Here is a 17,232-nt window from a genome sequence, read left to right as displayed (position 1 = left end):
AGGTAAGAACAACTTACTAATAATTGCTATGGAGGATAATCCCTTTTAAATATATATATATACAATTAAAGAGACAAGGGAAGTGAAAATGATGAAAAGCCTTAAGGTGGTATTTGGAATACTTGTAATAGTTCTTGTTATATCCGCATGTCAAACGGAAGAAAAAGAAACATCCTCCCCAACTAATGATGATATTTCTGAGGATAGAGTTGTACTGGAAGAAAAACCAACAATCATTCTTCAAACGAATTCCAAAGATCTTGCTATTGACACTGTCTTAGAATGTTGGGCGGAGAATTGCAATGAGGGGACAGCAACGTCTATGGAAGGCACATCAATAGAGAATGAAACGGAAGGAATACCTTCTACTGTGGTTCTTAGTGGTACTGAAATTAAAGTTGAATTTGAGGGAAGTCAACCTGAACGTTTGAGTTATAGAATGAAAGAAGACAGCAGGGTCGTAAGTGAATATTTGGAAGATCAAGTGATAGAAGTTTATGGGGAAGGGAAGCAGCATTATTTATTATCAGCCGAATGGCGAACGGAAGAAGGAAAGTTTCAAGGCTCAAAGACAATAGGATTTGTGTTAGACGTGGAAAAGGAAAAAGGTAAAGAAGTGAAGGAAGTAGAACTAAAGGATACAACGTTTACACATAAGGGAGAATCTTATCCAGCCGAATATCATGTGAACTGCTTAAATGAAACTGCTTGCGAAGCACCTCCTACTAATGCTATTGATCCATACAGTGAATGGAAAGATGAGGTAAATCCAGCTGAGGTTAATGCCAACATTGGTGATGAAGTGAAAATTGCTTTTCCAGAAGATGTCCCAGCTCCCAAACGACTTTCCATACATAAACAACAAGGCGCAACAGGTGTGCAAGAATATTTACAGGACAATGTCATTGAAATCATGGGTGAAGAAAATACCAAGATTATCTACATCGTTCACGCTGCATGGAGTGAAAAAGGAAAAAAGACAGCTGATGTACAGTTTGCCTTTATTGTACCTCGTCCATCATTGGCCGAGTAACTGTGAATTGAAAAATATCTTTATTTCTAGTCTTCAAGAAACGGGAACATTTCATGAAGAACATGTTGATAAGGATGGAATATGATATGGGATTTCTATTGGTATAGTCATTGCAAATTTTGTTTTATTTGTACAGATGGGGGATTTTAATGAAGAAACCTATAATCGTGATTTCATTTTTCATAATTCCATTTATATCTGGATGTAATCCTAATGAACACCTCACAAAAGGACTGGTGGAGGACTATTACAATGCAGTAATACATCAAAATTATGAAAAGGCTTTTGAGGTTTCGAGGATTTATGATTTAGGAAGTAGAAACACTGTAGAAACAAACTTCACTGAAAAAGAAGCAAAGGAATTCTTCAAGAAGAAATTGAATTATTTGAAGAAAGTGGATTATAAGGTAAAAAGCTATGAAATTGTTGAAATACAACAACACGACGGTCACACCTTCATATACGATGTGTCATTAGAAATACAAGTGAACGGAGAAACCATGAATAGAAGGGAAAAAGTTTGGCCTAAAGTAGATCATGAGAACATAGCAATAACCCAAAGTGAAGACCCGTTGGCTAAATACCGTGACGGAAGAGTGAACTTTGAGATTGAAGAACATTGGTTGAAAGATATAAAGAAAGAGTCCAATAACACTCTTAACATCTCAGACTCGAGTATTTAAGGATCGTAAGAAAAAAAGTGCCTGACCCCCACCACGTTAACGCTTTAGCGTAGGGGGCAGGCACTTTCATTATAAATAAATTTCTAACATATGTACGAGAAAAAGCACAGAGTGATCAACTCTGTGCTTCTTTTTTTGAGAATAAAGTTTTATAGATGTTTTTTGCCATTATTCCAACACCGCTTGGCATTTGATTGATTAAGATGGTTAGGCATGCATGCTCGTTTGGGAAATAAAGGGCGAGCGATTCGTATCCTTGGATTCCTCCATGGTGACCGACTGCATTTGTTCCATCATAAAATTGAAATTGAGCTAGTCCTAATCCATATTTTTCTGTCTCATCGCCAGTATATGAAAAACTCATCATTTCCTTCAGTGACTCGTCTTCAAGTAATTCTCCGTTCATGAGCGAATAAAGCCATTTATTAATCTCATCAGGGGTCGACACCATTGCTCCAGCTGTCCAGGGGATAGAAGGGTTGTAAAAGGAAAGTTCTTTTCTTTCACTTGTTTCCTCTGTTAAATCATCCGTTAAACTGGAATGTCCATGAGTAGATAATCGCCTGGCCTGCTTTGGAAGACTGGTATTCTCTAGTTCTAGAGGGTGAATAAATAACGCATCCAAGAAATCGGATACCGATTGACCGGTGATCTCTTCAATGATCATACCGAGGATAATGAAGTTCGTATTGGAATAGTTAAATGGAGCTCCGGGCTCTTGATTTGGAGATCCATCTGCTGCCGTCTTAATTAAAAGGGTCGGAGGCAGATAGTAGTCTTGTAACCCATATGAAACCAGTGCTTTGCCTTCATGCTCCATGGATATGTAATCTTTTAATCCACTTCTATGTGTAAGAAGGTGACGGATCGTTAAGGCCGGGTGTAGATTTGGGAGATGGACAAAATCCAATACTTTTTGATCAAGGTCTACGCTGCCTTCGTCCTTTAATTTCAATATAGCCGCCGCGACAAACATTTTCGTCAGGCTGCCGACTTGAAAACGATCGTTAGAAGAAACCGGTCTTTTGGTGCGAGCGGATGTGTACCCGCTCTGTAAAAGTATGTGATCTGTATCTGAACGCAGACTCATACTAATTCCGGGAACGTTTTTCAAGTGCACGGCTTCGTCAAGAATGTCCTGGAGATCCTGCATCGTATCACTTCCCTATAGTTGATCCTTTCATTATAAGGGAATTCCTTCAAGAATCCATCCGTCTAGAAACTGAATGAAGGACATCCTTCAGATGGTTCAAAACAGGAAGTTTATGCGTCCACACGATATTTCCTCTATTATTATGATTATTATTTATTGAGAAATCAGAAAGTTTCTGACTAATATTTATTTCAGTACCTTGTATTGTTCAGTACTGAATGGTATATTATGGATGAGGAATGGAGGAACATGCTTCCATTTTTGTAGGAGGAAATGACGATGAATACGCAATTTAAAAAAGGAGCACTCGAGTTATGCGTGTTGGCTCTGATCTCAGAGAAAGATCGATATGGATATGAACTCGCTCAAGACATCATGGGTTCTATCAATATTGCTGAAGGAACTTTGTACCCTTTGTTGAGACGATTGAACAAGGAAGGTTTTTTGGAGACTTACTTAGCGCCTTCCACAGAAGGTGCTGCAAGAAAATACTACTATATAACGAATCATGGAAAAGAAAGGATGGATCAACTGGTGGAAGAGTGGAAAGATTTCACAAGTTCTGTTGAGCATCTATTAAAGAATGTGGGGAGGGAGTAGTTATGAGACAGGAACTGTTTTTACAAAGACTCAAGCACGCATTATCAAATTTGCCAGAAGAGGAAGGGGAGGAGATCATCCTCGACTATAAAGAGTATATTGATTCGGCCGTTGGGGAAGGAAGAGGCGAAGAAGAAGTGATCTCACATCTTGGAAAACCTGAAAAAATCGCCCAGGAGATTAAAGCGGAAACGATTTGGGACAGCGCCGAGAAAGATCGTTCGGTTACACAGTTTCTACGAGCCTTGGCAGCGTCATTAAGTATCAGCTTTTTCAACATTATTTTAGTATTAGGCCCGGCGGTTGCGGTATTTACTCTATATGTAGGATTTCTTATGGGATCCATTGTCCTTTCCTTATCTCCATTTGTGTTTGGTTTCTCGCTTCTTATGGAAAATGCAGTTTTCATACCTGCTGAATTTTTTCTCTCTATCGTCTTAGGAAGTCTCGGAGTGATGTTGACTATGGGATTGTGGTTTGCCGGGAAAAAATTATATCTACTTAGCCTCATTTACTTAAGGTTTAATAAAAAAATGATTATGGGGGAATCACATTGAAGAAATTTTTAATTGGCGTAGTTAGTGTGTTTATTGTAGGTCTCGTTGGCCTGGGTGTTTCCCTTTTGACAATGGATCGTTTCAAAGAGGAGGTACGTGCCATGGAAGCATACCCTGTAAAAAATGTTCAGCACATAGATATCCAATTGTCCTCGATGGATGTTGAATTGTATCCTAGTAAAGAAGATGAAATTCATGTCTTTGCCAAAGGAGAAACAAGGAAGGAAGAGGAGCCTTTTTACCAAGTGAAATTAGAAAATGGTGGACTGGAAATTCAGCAGACCGAACAAAAAGGGTTCCATTTATTTTCTTTTTTTAGAGCGAAGGATGCAACGCTTAAAATGGAAGTTCCTGAGAAAATGTTCAATCGCCTCACTATGGAGACGACTTCAGGTGATATGATGATCTCGAACGTGCAAGTGCAAGAAGCCAATCTAACTTCTACATCGGGATCGATCGATATAAAGGAGAGCATGTTCGGGAAAGACTTCGCTTTGAAAACAACCAGCGGGGATGTGAAAGTAAATTCGAATACTATTCCTAATGGAAGTTATCATACAACAAGTGGTTCAATTTCGGATGAACGGACACAAGGGGAAAGGATAAATTATCAAACGACATCTGGAGATTTGGAAGTGGAGCGCCGCCATCCTATCCAAGGGACAAAAGTACAAACAAACAGCGGGGATGTATCTTTTCTTTATCAATCACCTGCTGGGTCATTAGCCGTAGACTTTGGGAGTAATTCGGGTGAACCGGTTATAGAGTGGGATAGTATGGTTTATAAGGATAAATCAGATCACAAAGTTATTGGAATGACTGGTGAAGAGAATGCTGCTAACCAATTAAAAGTCCGTACCCAATCGGGAGATTTTAATTTGAAAAAGGAATAAAGGGAATTGTCATTAGAATACATTCTTTCTCATCTATACTCCAGCATAGTACTTGTTATAAAAGTGGTTGAAGTTAAAGTAGTTGTATTCTTCGTTCTTGACTAAAGTGAGCTCATCCTTTAAAGGATGAGCTCACAGCTTTCAGAAAACCCAGAGGTTTCTATACAATCTAAGGTTCTGTTCCGATGTGGAACAGAACCTTTTTTAGCAATGATCATTAGCAATGATCAAAAGCAAATAGGAAAAGGTTTCCACACTAAATAAAGAATGATGGTTAAAGCTCCCACTCAGAGTTTTTCATCATTTTTTTTAATGGATCGTCCAATTTCTATCGTGAAATTAAGGGATTTTGCCAACATTTGTCGAACGTCAGCAGGTAATATTTTGAAATTATTATTATTTTCAAAATATTGTTGAAATTACAAACAACTCTATGTATAATTCAGTCTAAGAAAGCGTTTCCACATTACTTGAAAAGCAAACAGCTACCTGTTTGTGGAAACGTTTTTATGTTTAGGAGTTTTGCAAAAATCGTTTAAGGGGGTGGATCTAAAAAAAGGAGGTTTGTTTATTCGCTTTTATAATAGAGGAGGGACATAACGAATCATGATGAAAAAGAATTCCAGTTTCATTGTTGCGATGATTCCAGCCGGTATTGCATTAAACTGGGTAGCGAACTCGATTGTAGAGATGCTCAAGCTGCCATTGTTTCTGAATAATATCGGAACCGTACTTAATGCCATCGTTTTAGGTCCGCTTTGGGGTGCGGCGACCGCTTTGATGACCAACGTGATTTTGGCTCTTATTGTTCGATGGACGTACTTACCTTTTGCTCTTGTCGGAATATTTGTCGCTTTTCTGGCCTACTTCTTCTATAAAAAAGGATGGTTTAAGAAAGCTTGGAAAGTCATGACCGCAGGTGCTGTGACGGGAATCTTAGCATCAGCAGTCGCCACCGTCATTTCGGTATATGCTTTCGGTGGATTTTCAGGACATACCGTGGATGTGTTGACCGCAGGGTTAATCGCGTCTGGACAGGAAATTTTCAATGCCGCTTTTGTTGCTAACATTCCAGGTACGGTCGCTGACAAATTGCTGACGTTCTACATTGTGTGGATGATTCTTAAAATCTTCCCGGTCCGCTTCCTTCCGAATGCCAAAGACATCCGGGAGAAAATCGGAATTGCCCCGAAGAATAGTACAAGCAAGAAGAAAACGGCATAAAAAAGAACATCAATACAACAAAATTTGGGAAATCGCGTTGTATGATGCTCCATGTACTTACTTGTAAGGATATAGAAAAAGAGATTAGAAATCAAAAGTTATGACTTGGTTGAATGTGTGGAAAAGGATTGAATACCTGTTGTAGCCTATTGGGTCCTTTTCCAACTATATGAGGAGGGGTGCCGTTGGATTTGCGCAGAGATGCTTTGGAGCTCCATCAAAAATATCGCGGGAAACTGAGTGTGGAAGTAAAAGTACCAGTGGAAAGCAAGGAAGACTTGAGCTTAGTTTATTCTCCTGGTGTCGCAGAACCTTGTAAGGAAATTCATGAGAATGAAGAAGCCATCTACGATTATACGATGAGAGGAAATCTAGTTGGTGTCGTCACAAATGGAACAGCGGTTTTAGGGCTTGGGGATATAGGGGCTGGTGCTTCCTACCCTGTGATGGAAGGCAAAGCGGCACTATTTAAACTATTTGCTGATGTCGATGCCTTTCCGATTTGTATCGACCGTAAAGATCCTGATGCATTCATTGATGCTGTAAAGGCGTTAGAAACGACTTTTGGAGGAATCAACCTCGAAGATATATCCGCCCCGAACTGCTTTTATATTGAAGAAAAGCTGAAAGAGACCCTTGATATCCCTGTTTTTCACGATGACCAGCATGGGACGGCCATTGTGACTGCAGCCGGTTTGATCAATGCTTTGAAAGTCGTTCAAAAGAAATTTGAGCATGTGAAGGTCGTCATCAATGGAGCCGGAGCAGCAGGGATTGCTGTTGTCAAACTGCTCGTGAATATGGGCGTTGGGGAGATCATCCTTTGTGACTCGAAAGGTGCGATCTATGAAGGGCGTCATTATCGGATGAATCCTTTGAAAGAAGAGGTCGCTGCCATCACCAATGAAACAAGAATGTCAGGAGAGTTATCAGAGGTTTTGAAAGAGGCGGATGTCTTTATCGGCGTTTCTGTTGCCGGAGCTCTCACCAGGGAAATGGTCGCTTCGATGAATCGTGATCCTATCATTTTTGCGATGGCGAACCCTGTACCGGAAATCATGCCGGAGGAAGCCGAAAAGGCTGGGGCCGCGGTGATGGGGACAGGGAGATCTGATTTTCCGAATCAAATCAATAATGTATTAGCATTTCCAGGAATCTTCAAAGGTGCCTTGAGTGTTTCTGCAAAAGAAATCAATGAAGAGATGAAGGTTGCTGCTGTGGAAGCCATAGCTTCCCTGGTGGATGATGAGCGATTGAGTAAAGATTATGTCATCCCCGATCCATTAGACGACCGTGTCGTTGATATGGTGTCAAAAGCTGTCGCGGATGCGGCCATCCAGAGCGGTGTAGCCAGAAAGACTAAAACAACGGATAAAGTGGAGGTTAAACGATGAAATTTTTGCGTTTTATGATCGAAGGGGAAAAGAAAAAAGGGGTCCTGGAAGATGGACGTGTAAAAGAGGTTTCAGGAGATATCTTTAAAGCCTGGGGATTCACAGGCGAAACGTATGCAACAGAAGAAATCGAGTGGCTGGCTCCCTTAGAGCCGAATCAAGTGATCGGAATTGGAGCGAATTATGTAGCAGAGGTTGACGATCTGCCGGAAAAAGGGCCTGATATGCCGGTGTTTTTCTTCAAGCCGAACAGCTCTGTCGTGGGTCCTTCTGACACGATTCAAATCCCTGGAACCGTTGATGAGGTGAAGTTTGAATCCGAATTGGCAGTTGTAATTGGAAAAGAAGCGAGTGGACTGAAAGAAGAGGAAGTGCAAGAACATATTTTTGGTTATACGATTGGAAATGATGTGACGGCACCTCAATATTTCCATGAAAACGGTCATTGGACGCTGGGTAAAGCATTCGATACGTTTACACCTCTAGGCCCTGTCGTAGAAACGGAATTTAACCATAAAAAGGCCGTTGTAGAAGCTGATCATAACGGGGAGAGAAAGCAGAGCAGTTCTACTAAATTAATGATCGTCACGATCGAACGAATGATTTCCTATTTGAGCCATGTGATGACACTCCAGCCTGGAGATGTCATTCTTACAGGAAGCCCAGCCGGAGCAGAATTTTTGAAAGAGAACGATGAAATCGATTGTCGGATCGAAGGGATCGGCTCTTTGAAGAACGCGGTAAGTAAGGCGAAGCAAACGACAACGGTTTCCTGAGTCTATTTAAATTCCTTTATAAAAACGTTTCCACATATCAAATAGGATTCAAAGATGAAAATGTAAAAATAAATATCTTTATTTTCTGAAAATTATTGAAATAAACCCTTCCTTTCCCGTATAATAGACACAAACAGAAAGCGTTTGCATGCGATCACACAAGAGGTTGAATCGGTTTTTTTATCTCTTCGCATAAAAACGTTTCCATAAAGATAGGAAGTGGTGACAATGACTACGATCAAAGATGTAGCTAAAGCGGCGAATGTATCCATCTCCACGGTTTCGAGAGTATTGAATAACAGTGGATACTGCAGTGTGAACACAAGAGAAAAAGTGTATAAAGCGGTAGAAGAATTGAAGTTTCAGAAGAGCATGGTGGCAACGGCCATGATTAAGAAAAAAACCTCGACCCTCGGGTTGATTATTCCGGATATTAAAAATATATTCTATGGAGAATTGACGCGGGCCATCGAGGATCAGGCTCATCAACATGGCTTTAACGTGATCTTATGTAACACGGACAATGATTTGGAAAAAGAAGCAGACTACCTGAACTTCCTGCTTAGGAAAGGCATTGACGGGATCATTTTTTCTACACCTGAAATGAATGATCGAAACATCAAAGAGGTGATGAAACATCGGCCCGATCTCCCAATGATTTTATTAGGAAGCCAAGTGGAAAACGTGAAATTGGATGAAGTCCTCGTCGATAACTTTGAAGGTGGCTATCAAGCGACCCAGCACCTTTTGGAATATGGGCATGAAAGGATTGGCTATATCGGTGGCCAGGAAGATTCGTATGCCACAGTCGAAAGGTATAAAGGGTATTCTAAAGCACTGGAAGATCATGGTCTTCAACCCACCGATCATTATGTGCGGCTGGATGAATTCAAAATCCATAGTGGGTATCACAAGGGGAAAGAATTGTTGGCGCTTCCTGACCGGCCTACAGCCATCTTCGCAGGAAATGATGCCATTGCGGTCGGGGTTTACAAGGCAGCAAGGGAACTGGACATTTCTATTCCCGATGAACTTTCTGTCATCGGTTTTGACGACTCACAATTCGCGGAAATTGTGGCTCCTGAATTGACGACGATCCGCACCCCGACGGCCGATATGGGAGAGAAGACCGTGGAATTGGTTGTCAAAATCATAACGGAAGGCAAGAATTTCAAGGAAACGATTACCTTTCAGCCGACGCTGATTGAACGGGGATCAACAACTGTGTTAAATGATAACCACCTCGTACAGAAATACCCATCCTAACTTATGAAGGAGGAAAAAGCGTGAATAGTTTGTACCTGCCCAAAGATAGCTTGATTCACAGCTTGGACCCAAGGACGAAGATGATTTTTGTAGCATTTGTCGTAGCCAGTTCATTTATCATGAATGATCCGGCCCTCCAGCTCTTATTGTTGGTTGCTCTTTTCCCGCTCGTGGTTATAGCGAAACTCGTAAAACCCTATTTGATTTCCATTCAATTTTTGCTGCTCTTTGCTGTCCTCATCATGACTGTTCATGGAATCTATAATCCGATAGGCGTCACACCGGTATTTGAAATTTTTGGCGGTTTGACTTTTAAATATGAGTCTATGGTCTATGCGTCTGTGATGTCTTTCAGAATTCTTGTTATTGGTACAGGTGCTGTTCTCTTCGTCATGACGACCCACCCATCTGACATGGCTTCAGCACTTGTGAAATGGAAAGTCCCTCATTCTTTTGCGTTTATCTTATTATCAACCTTCCAGATCATCCCGATCATCGCCCGTGAAGCGAAAATCGTCATGGAAGCCCAGCAGGCGAGATGTCTGGATGTGAAAGGAAACATCATTCAACGTGTGAAGAATCTCGTCCCCATGTTTGCTCCATTGTTCATCATTACATTTATGAAAGTGCACCAACTCTCTTACGTTCTTGAATGCAGAGCCTTTAGTAGAAAAGGAAACAAAACAAGCCTCCGCGAGACGAATATCGGATCGCTCGATTATTCTTTCCTCCTTGGGATGCTTGCAGTACTGGTCTTTGAAATTTACTTGAAGCTGTTCATGATGGGATCCTTGCAATGGACAACCGATGCTCTATTAACCTATTCCCTTATCGGAACATGGGTCGTATGCGGGCTTATGCTCGTTAAGTTTCTCGTCAAACGAGTCCAAGGGAAATTCGGAGGTGTGAATTGATGCCTGAAAAAGCGATACAAGTGAAAAATCTCACATTTGAATACCCGGATACGGAAGAACCTGTCTTGAAGAACATCAACTTTTCCATCGACAATGGTGAAATCCTCGGCATCATCGGTCCTACAGGTGCTGGAAAATCAACATTGGCCATGTGTGTGAATGGCCTTGTGCCTCAAGTCATCCAGGGAGAGATCGAAGGGGAGATCCGAGTCAAAGGCATGGATGTCCACGAAAGCAATGTGGCTGCGATGTCTGAGCATGTCGGCTTTGTTTTTCAGGAACCGGAGAATCAATTGAGCCAGATGACGATTGAAGAAGAAATCGCCTTTGGCATGGGGAACCTTGGCGTCCCGCGGGATGAAATGCTTGTGCGGATCAAAGATGCCCTCTCTCAAGTCGGTTTGGAAGGTTTCGAAGAACGCAGCCCGCTTGCCTTATCTGGTGGACAGCAGCAGCGGCTCGCGATTGCTGCCGTGCTCGCGATGAGGCCGACCATCATGATTATGGACGAGCCGACATCCATGCTTGATCCAAAAGGGAAGAATGAAGTCTACGATGTGTTGAAGAATCTAAAAGCCTATGGAATGACAGGAATCATCATCGATCATGAGGTAGAGAGAATCGCCGCCTATTGTGATAAGGTCTTAGTTTTGGATGAGGGGGAAGTCAAAATGTTCGGTACGACAGAAGAAGTTTTTACAGAAATTGACCGCCTGCATGGATTGACTTTACACGCCCCGCAAGTGACCGAATTCCTATCCCAGTACAACAAGAAGTTCCATAAGAATGCCGCGCTTGCGACAACACTCGAAAAAGCTGTTCAATCTTATGAAAGCGCAAACAAATAACGTTGAGGGGGCAGAAACGATGCAACCATATATGTCTGTGAAAAATGTCTCTCATGTTTACCCGAACGGTGTGACAGCGATCAAAGATATCAATCTCGATATCTTTGAAGGAGAGGTCGTCGCGATTCTTGGCAGTAATGGCTCAGGAAAGACGACACTCGTGAAGCACTTCAACGGGCTGTTGACCCCTACGAAAGGGGAAATCACCGTAGGCGGGTTGAACACGAAGAAGGAGAAAATATCCAAACTTTCAAGCTTAGTCGGGTATGTCTTCCAAAATCCGAATCACCAGACGTTTCTTCCATCAGTGAGGAAAGAATTGGAATATGGCTGTACCAATTTAAAAATGTCGGAAAGTGAGATTGAGGAAAGAGTCAACAAAGCCATTGAGCTGTTTGAACTGGAGGACAGCCTCGATGACAATCCATTTGATTTGAATTCAAGTCAGCGGAAAGAAGTAGCGATGGCATCAATCATGGCGGTTTCCCCTAAAGTGATCGTCCTGGATGAACCGACGACAGGTCAGGACCATAAAGGTTGTAAACGTGTCCTTGATTTAGTGAGGATGTTCAAAGAACATGGCCACATCGTCGTTTTGATTACCCATGATATGCACCTGATCGGTGAATTGAATTGCCGTACCGTCGTCATGAACCAGAGTAAAAAGATTGCCGATGACCAGGCGGATGTCGTTTTTTCCCACAAAGGAGTCATGGAAGAGGCGGGCCTTCAGCCACCGCAAATCACAAGCTTTGCTAATCAATTATCAAATTTAGATGCAAACAAAACGTACTTGACGATCGATTCTATCCTTACATGGATCAAAGAAAACAAACCGAACGAAGAGAAAAAAGAGGAGGCTGTTCAAATTGGCTCAGGATCTTAAATGGAAAGCAAAAGCAAATCGACCAGAATCAGCAGATCAATCGCAATATCATATTCGGTGCCGTCCCGGCGATGTGGAGAAATATGTATTGCTCCCTGGGGACCCGGAGCGTGTGGGACAGATGGCTCAGCTTTGGGATGAAAAAAAACACATCGCCACGTACCGTGAACACGTTACATACACGGGGAAAGTCGGCGGTGTAGGAATCTCGGCCTGCTCGACAGGAGCGGGTGGTCCATCGACGGCCAGTGCTTTGGAAGAGCTCGCAGAAGTAGGGGCAGAAACCTTCCTGCGTGTCGGGACTTGTGGAGCGATGCAGGAGGATATCGCACCAGGTGACTTGATCATCTGTGCCGGTGCTGTCCGCTATGACGGGACAAGCGATCAGTATGTCGATCAGAAGTTCCCGGCGATTGCGAACCAGGAAGTGGTGATGGCGACGATCGAGGCCGCTGAGCGGTTAGGCGTAACTTATCATGTAGGCATCGGCTACACGGCCGCTTCCTTCTTCTGTGGCCAAGGACGCCCAGGATACAACAATTATAACCAAAGCTGGATGCACACGATCATGGATGATATGCAGCGGGCCGGTGTCCTCAACTTCGAAATGGAAGCCGCAACGGTTCTGACTTTGAGCAGCTTGTTCAATTTGAGGGCAGGAGCTATTTTTACAGCGGTTGCCAACAGAGTGAAAGATGAATTCGAGTATAAAGGGGAAGGCGTGGAACAATCGATCGCCGTGGCGACAGAAGCTATCAAAATCCTGAGCCACTGGGATCAGTTGAAAAAAGAGTCAGGTAAGCCTTACTTTTACCCGTCTCTATTAAAGCAACAAACCAAAATTGAAGGAGGAAGTGTTCTATGAAAATCGGAATTGTGGGAGGAACAGGCTTTTACAATTTAGTTGATGGTATGAAGGAAGTGCAGGTATCTACAGAATATGGGGATGTCGTTGTCTATGAAGGAGAGTATGCAGGAAAAGAAATCTATTTCCTGCCGAGGCACGGGAAATCTCATGACAGCCTTGCCCACCAAATCAATTACCGGGCAAACATGATGGCATTGAAACAGCTCGGTACCGACCATGTGCTTGCGATGTGTGCCGTCGGTTCTTTGAATCCTGATATTCCGGTCGGAGCGCTTGCCCTCCTGGATCAATTTATGGACGTCACGACAAAGCGTGTCACGACTTACGATAAATACTCCGTGGAAATTACGCAGCCTTACTGTCCGGACTTGAACGCAACGTTCTTAGAGGCAGCCAAGGAGCTTGACATGGAGATTACACCAAAAGCGAATTACATTTGTGTGGACGGCCCTCGTTACGAAACGGCATTGGAAATCAATATCTACAAGCAGTGGGGGATGGATGTCGTCGGCATGACGAATGCGACAGAAGCGATTCTAGCTAGAGAACTCGGCATCGCTTATGCGGTCGTTACGATGTCTACAGACCTCGCGGCAGGGACGACGGACGTTCCGCCGGATCTTGATACACATAAAAATGTGGTCATCGATAACCAGGATAAAATTAGAGATCTTTTCCTGAAGACGATTGAACTTGCCACAGATGATAAACCGTCGATTGCGCATGAAGCTTATGCGAGAGCATTGAAGGCGCGTAAAGAAAAACTTGAGAAATTAGAAGCGACGCAGGCATAAGATGAGCCTTGTCATCAGTCAGGCGGAATGGATCGACAAGGAAGGTTCACTGAAGACGGGGGATATCCTGATCAAAGAGGGGAAAATCGAGAAGATTTTTCCTTCTGGATCTTATTCCGGCGGCCCTGAAACCCAAAAGGTGGATGCCAGCGGGCAGTTGATCATCCCTGGCATGACGAATGCGCATTATCACTCGTATTCCAACCTGCTCAAAGGTACAGAAACCGACCTGCCTTTAGAACTATGGTCCTTATATACAGTTGCCTATGGCCATTCCTTAACAGATGAAGATATCTATTTGGCGGTCTTGCTGGGAGCAGCCGAGATGATCCGTAGTGGGGTGACTTCCTGTCTGGACCATTTCCCGCATATTCCGAAATCAGAAAGCGCATTGGAAGCCTATCTCGATTCGGGGATGCATGTATCCTTCGCACCGATGATCCACGATGTGCCGGATCATCAGTTTCTACAATTGGATTTACCTGATGATCTAGGAAGGAAATTGGAAGTCCCACCCCGATCGCCAGCCGAAATGAATGACTTTTACAGCGACTTGATCGAGAAGTGGCATGGAAAAGAGGGGAGGATCCAGCTGACGGTGGGTCCGAATGCCCCGCAAAGGTGTACCACTGAAGCGTTGGAATTAAGTGATCATCTCAGCCGAACCTATGACCTTCCAATCCATACCCACCTCTTGGAAACAAAGATTCAAAGAGATTTCGGAAGGCGCTATTATGGGGAGGGAGGGGTCCTTCAACATTTGGACCATGCCGGCATTCTCGATGACCGCCTCACCGTTGCTCATGCAATATGGCTGGATAACTGGGAAATGGAACTTCTCAAGGAACGTGGGGTATCAATCGTTCATAATCCGGCAAGTAACATGATTTTGGGTAGTGGACAAGCGCCGGTCTTTGATTATTTGCAAAAAGGATTTTCCGTTGGATTAGGAACCGATGCTTCCAATTGTGGAACCACTCACAGTCTCTTTGAAACGATGAAACTGGCAGCCATGATGCCGAGAATGGGAGAGAGAGATCCAGGAAGATGGCCGGACGCCTCACAAGTTTTCGACATGGCCACTGTGCAAGGGGCCTGTGTATTAGGAAATGAAAATCGTAAAGGTAAGATCGAAGAGGGTTTTGACGCCGATCTTGTATTCCTTAACAAAAACAGCACGACATGGGCGAGCACCCATGATGCCGTCACCCAACTGGTCTTCCATGAAAATGGTACTTCCGTCGATTCTGTCATGATCCGGGGAGAATGGGTGATGAAAAATAAGGAGATTACAGCATTTGATGAGAAACGAGTGATCCAGCGGGTGCAGGAACGAGCAGAAACACTCCGTGAAAACAGTTCGGCAGCTGTTGAATTCGCAGACAGGATGAGGGTTCATGTGGAGAAGTTTTACCATCACTTTTATAACGGGAGGAATGAAAGATGAGTTACGAATTATTGAAAAAAGAACTGCAGCATGTATCCCATAAGGTTTATCAAAAAGGGTTTACCCAGGCGACCGGTGGCAACATCAGTGTGAGAATTCCAGGGACAGACTATGTGCTTATTAAAAGAAGCGGGGTCAGCCTTGGAGAAGTGAGCAGGGAAGATGCCCTCGTAGTCAATATGGACGGGGAGGTCATCGAAGGGGAAGGAAAGCCATCAAAAGAAATTGGTTTTCACCTCGGCGTCTATAAAGTCCGCCCTGACGTCAACGCGGTCGTCCACTGCCACCCGAATTATGCGATTGGATATGCCTGTTTAGGAGAAGAACTCCCTCTTCCTACCGTGACGGCAAGGAAACTTCTCGGCCATGTTCCAGTGGCGGACGTCGCTCCGTCAGGTTCCAAGGAGCTTGCGCAACATGTGACAGACGTTTTCACACAGTACCCGGATATCAAGATCACGCTGATGAAAGATCATGGCGTCTGTTCGGTCGGCCCGACCCTTGAAGCGGCTTACAATGTCGTCGATCTTGCCGAAGCAACAGCCAAACAGGCGTTCATACTCACTCAATTGCGCGCAGGTGTTCCAGTAACAAACTAATGGGGGGATTATCATGACGGATATTCAACAATTGGTGCAGCGTTATCAAGAAGAAAATCTCGCTCTTCCGATCTGGTTGGAAGAGGGGACGTTGAAAGTCATCGACCAGACAAAGCTTCCTTTTTCTGAAGAGATTATGACTTGTTCTACGGTTGAAGATTTGGGAGAAGCGATTCGTTCCATGCAGATCCGCGGTTCAGGTGCGATTGGGATCTGCGGTGCTTACGGACTTTACTTAGCGGCCCTCGTCTCAGATGGTGATCCAGAAACTGTTAAGGAAGCGGGTGTTTTGTTAAAAAGCACACGCCCGACGGCTGTAAACTTGATGAAAACGGTCGATGAAATGACGGCCTCCATCGAGGGGGCCGGGCAGGATCTCATTCGCACAATGGAAGCGAAGGCTGTGGAGATTCTGGAACGCCAGCTGGCCTTTGAATATGAGCTCGGCCGACATGGAGCCGAGTTGATCGAAGACGGCGATACGGTGATGACCCACTGTCACTCCGGGGCCCTTGGTGGAGCAGGGTTTGGAGGCAGGGCTTTATCTGTCATCCGTACTGCCCACGAGCAGGGGAAGAAAATTCACGTCATCACTTGTGAGACACGTCCCTATCTGCAGGGGGCCCGGATCACGGCCTATGAACTGAAGAAATTCGGTATTCCGCATACATTGATCACCGATAATATGTCCGGATTCTGTATGAGTACAGGGCGGATCGATAAGGTTGTTGTAGGATCTGATCGAGTGTCGGCCAACGGGGATTTAGCGAATAAGGTAGGAACGTACATGCACGCACTGGCCGCTAAAGAACATGATATCCCGTTTTATACAGCGACCTCCAGTCACACGATTGATTTCGAAACACCGAGCGGGGCCGACATTGAAGTGGAAATGCGTGATGCAAGCGAAGTCACCCACATGAAAGGCATCGCAATCGCCCCTGAAGGAACGAACGCGCTCTATCCTTCGTTTGATATCACGCCGAATGCGTTGATCAGCGGAATCATTACCGAAAAAGGTGTCATCACGGCCCCTTTTTCAACGAACTTGAAGAAGGTGAATGCCCAAGCGGATAAAGTCTCCCAGTAAGTACGGGAAGGAGGAACTCTTATGGTAAAAGAAGCGATTCTCGCGTTGATTGCAGGAATCTTCATTGGTGTCGTTTTCAAATTGATCAAACTTCCTTTACCTGCCCCTCCTGTTCTCGCTGGTGTGCTTGGTGTAGCAGGGGTGTATATCGGCGGTAAAATCATCGAAATGCTTTTTATGAGAGTACAGTAAAGAAGACTTAAAGGA

General features: G+C 43.9%; 19 protein-coding genes. 18 read left to right on the top strand and 1 reads right to left on the bottom strand.

Features of this window, described 5'->3' with window-relative positions:
- The first annotated feature begins 82 nt into the window (after positions 1–82).
- Entirely contained in the window at positions 83–1,033 is a 951-nt protein-coding gene (locus ACJA3J_RS12555) for a hypothetical protein (RefSeq protein WP_406944199.1), read from the top strand.
- A gap of 149 nt (positions 1,034–1,182) precedes the next feature.
- A complete protein-coding gene (locus tag ACJA3J_RS12550; protein WP_115895084.1) occupies positions 1,183–1,716 on the top strand; it encodes a hypothetical protein in 534 nt (177 codons plus the stop codon).
- A gap of 115 nt (positions 1,717–1,831) precedes the next feature.
- Here the strand turns inward: ACJA3J_RS12550 and ACJA3J_RS12545 are convergent, their stop codons facing one another.
- Positions 1,832–2,869 (bottom strand): serine hydrolase domain-containing protein, encoded by a 1,038-nt coding sequence (locus tag ACJA3J_RS12545; protein ID WP_406944198.1) that lies wholly within the window; start codon positions 2,867–2,869, stop codon positions 1,832–1,834.
- 279 nt (positions 2,870–3,148) lie between these two features.
- On the opposite strand from ACJA3J_RS12545, the gene ACJA3J_RS12540 reads away from it, so the two are divergent.
- The 16 genes from ACJA3J_RS12540 (at position 3,149) to ACJA3J_RS12465 (ending at position 17,217) form a co-directional block, all read left to right on the top strand.
- The gene (locus tag ACJA3J_RS12540) at positions 3,149–3,469 is read left to right on the top strand and encodes a PadR family transcriptional regulator (protein ID WP_089652231.1); all 321 of its coding nucleotides are present in this window, start codon (positions 3,149–3,151) and stop codon (positions 3,467–3,469) included.
- A gap of 2 nt (positions 3,470–3,471) precedes the next feature.
- Complete coding sequence (locus ACJA3J_RS12535; protein ID WP_406944197.1) at positions 3,472–4,026, top strand: HAAS signaling domain-containing protein; 555 nt, start codon at positions 3,472–3,474, stop codon at positions 4,024–4,026.
- Positions 4,023–4,919 (top strand): DUF4097 family beta strand repeat-containing protein, encoded by an 897-nt coding sequence (locus ACJA3J_RS12530; RefSeq protein WP_406944196.1) that lies wholly within the window; start codon positions 4,023–4,025, stop codon positions 4,917–4,919. The genes ACJA3J_RS12535 and ACJA3J_RS12530 overlap by 4 nt, the downstream gene beginning before the upstream one ends.
- 606 nt (positions 4,920–5,525) lie before the next feature.
- Positions 5,526–6,143, top strand: coding sequence for an ECF transporter S component (locus ACJA3J_RS12525; RefSeq protein ID WP_160911626.1), 618 nt, complete (start codon positions 5,526–5,528; stop codon positions 6,141–6,143).
- A gap of 185 nt (positions 6,144–6,328) precedes the next feature.
- Complete coding sequence (locus tag ACJA3J_RS12520) at positions 6,329–7,537, top strand: NADP-dependent malic enzyme (RefSeq protein WP_406944195.1); 1,209 nt, start codon at positions 6,329–6,331, stop codon at positions 7,535–7,537.
- The gene (locus ACJA3J_RS12515; RefSeq protein WP_406944194.1) at positions 7,534–8,313 is read left to right on the top strand and encodes a fumarylacetoacetate hydrolase family protein; all 780 of its coding nucleotides are present in this window, start codon (positions 7,534–7,536) and stop codon (positions 8,311–8,313) included. The genes ACJA3J_RS12520 and ACJA3J_RS12515 overlap by 4 nt, the downstream gene beginning before the upstream one ends.
- Positions 8,314–8,541: 228 nt before the next feature.
- Positions 8,542–9,579 carry a LacI family DNA-binding transcriptional regulator gene (locus tag ACJA3J_RS12510; RefSeq protein WP_406944193.1) on the top strand — a complete coding sequence of 346 codons (1,038 nt, stop codon included), beginning with the start codon at positions 8,542–8,544 and terminating at the stop codon, positions 9,577–9,579.
- Between the two features lie 20 nt (positions 9,580–9,599).
- On the top strand, positions 9,600–10,493 hold the full coding sequence (locus ACJA3J_RS12505) for an energy-coupling factor transporter transmembrane component T family protein (protein WP_406944192.1): 894 nt from the start codon (positions 9,600–9,602) through the stop codon (positions 10,491–10,493).
- Entirely contained in the window at positions 10,493–11,341 is an 849-nt protein-coding gene (locus tag ACJA3J_RS12500) for an energy-coupling factor ABC transporter ATP-binding protein (protein WP_406944191.1), read from the top strand. Before ACJA3J_RS12505 ends, ACJA3J_RS12500 begins: the two co-directional genes overlap by 1 nt.
- Before the next feature lie 19 nt (positions 11,342–11,360).
- A complete protein-coding gene (locus ACJA3J_RS12495) occupies positions 11,361–12,227 on the top strand; it encodes an energy-coupling factor ABC transporter ATP-binding protein (protein WP_406944190.1) in 867 nt (288 codons plus the stop codon).
- Positions 12,211–13,092, top strand: a complete 882-nt coding sequence (locus tag ACJA3J_RS12490; RefSeq protein ID WP_406944189.1) for a nucleoside phosphorylase — start codon at positions 12,211–12,213, stop codon at positions 13,090–13,092. The genes ACJA3J_RS12495 and ACJA3J_RS12490 overlap by 17 nt, the downstream gene beginning before the upstream one ends.
- On the top strand, positions 13,089–13,889 hold the full coding sequence (locus ACJA3J_RS12485) for an MTAP family purine nucleoside phosphorylase (protein WP_406944188.1): 801 nt from the start codon (positions 13,089–13,091) through the stop codon (positions 13,887–13,889). Before ACJA3J_RS12490 ends, ACJA3J_RS12485 begins: the two co-directional genes overlap by 4 nt.
- 1 nt (position 13,890) lies before the next feature.
- Positions 13,891–15,336 (top strand): amidohydrolase family protein, encoded by a 1,446-nt coding sequence (locus ACJA3J_RS12480; RefSeq protein ID WP_406944187.1) that lies wholly within the window; start codon positions 13,891–13,893, stop codon positions 15,334–15,336.
- Positions 15,333–15,935, top strand: a complete 603-nt coding sequence (locus tag ACJA3J_RS12475) for a class II aldolase/adducin family protein (protein ID WP_406944186.1) — start codon at positions 15,333–15,335, stop codon at positions 15,933–15,935. Before ACJA3J_RS12480 ends, ACJA3J_RS12475 begins: the two co-directional genes overlap by 4 nt.
- Before the next feature lie 13 nt (positions 15,936–15,948).
- Entirely contained in the window at positions 15,949–17,025 is a 1,077-nt protein-coding gene (gene mtnA / locus ACJA3J_RS12470; protein WP_406944185.1) for an S-methyl-5-thioribose-1-phosphate isomerase, read from the top strand.
- A 21-nt stretch (positions 17,026–17,046) separates the two neighbouring features.
- Entirely contained in the window at positions 17,047–17,217 is a 171-nt protein-coding gene (locus ACJA3J_RS12465; protein ID WP_406944184.1) for a DUF1427 family protein, read from the top strand.
- Positions 17,218–17,232 lie beyond the last annotated feature (15 nt).

This window comes from Halobacillus sp. SY10 (assembly GCF_045401165.1).
GTDB classification, from domain to species: domain Bacteria; phylum Bacillota; class Bacilli; order Bacillales; family Halobacillaceae; genus Halobacillus; species Halobacillus aidingensis.
The sequence above is the reverse complement of the archived record's forward strand: the minus strand, read 5'-3'. Positions and strand labels throughout refer to the sequence as shown.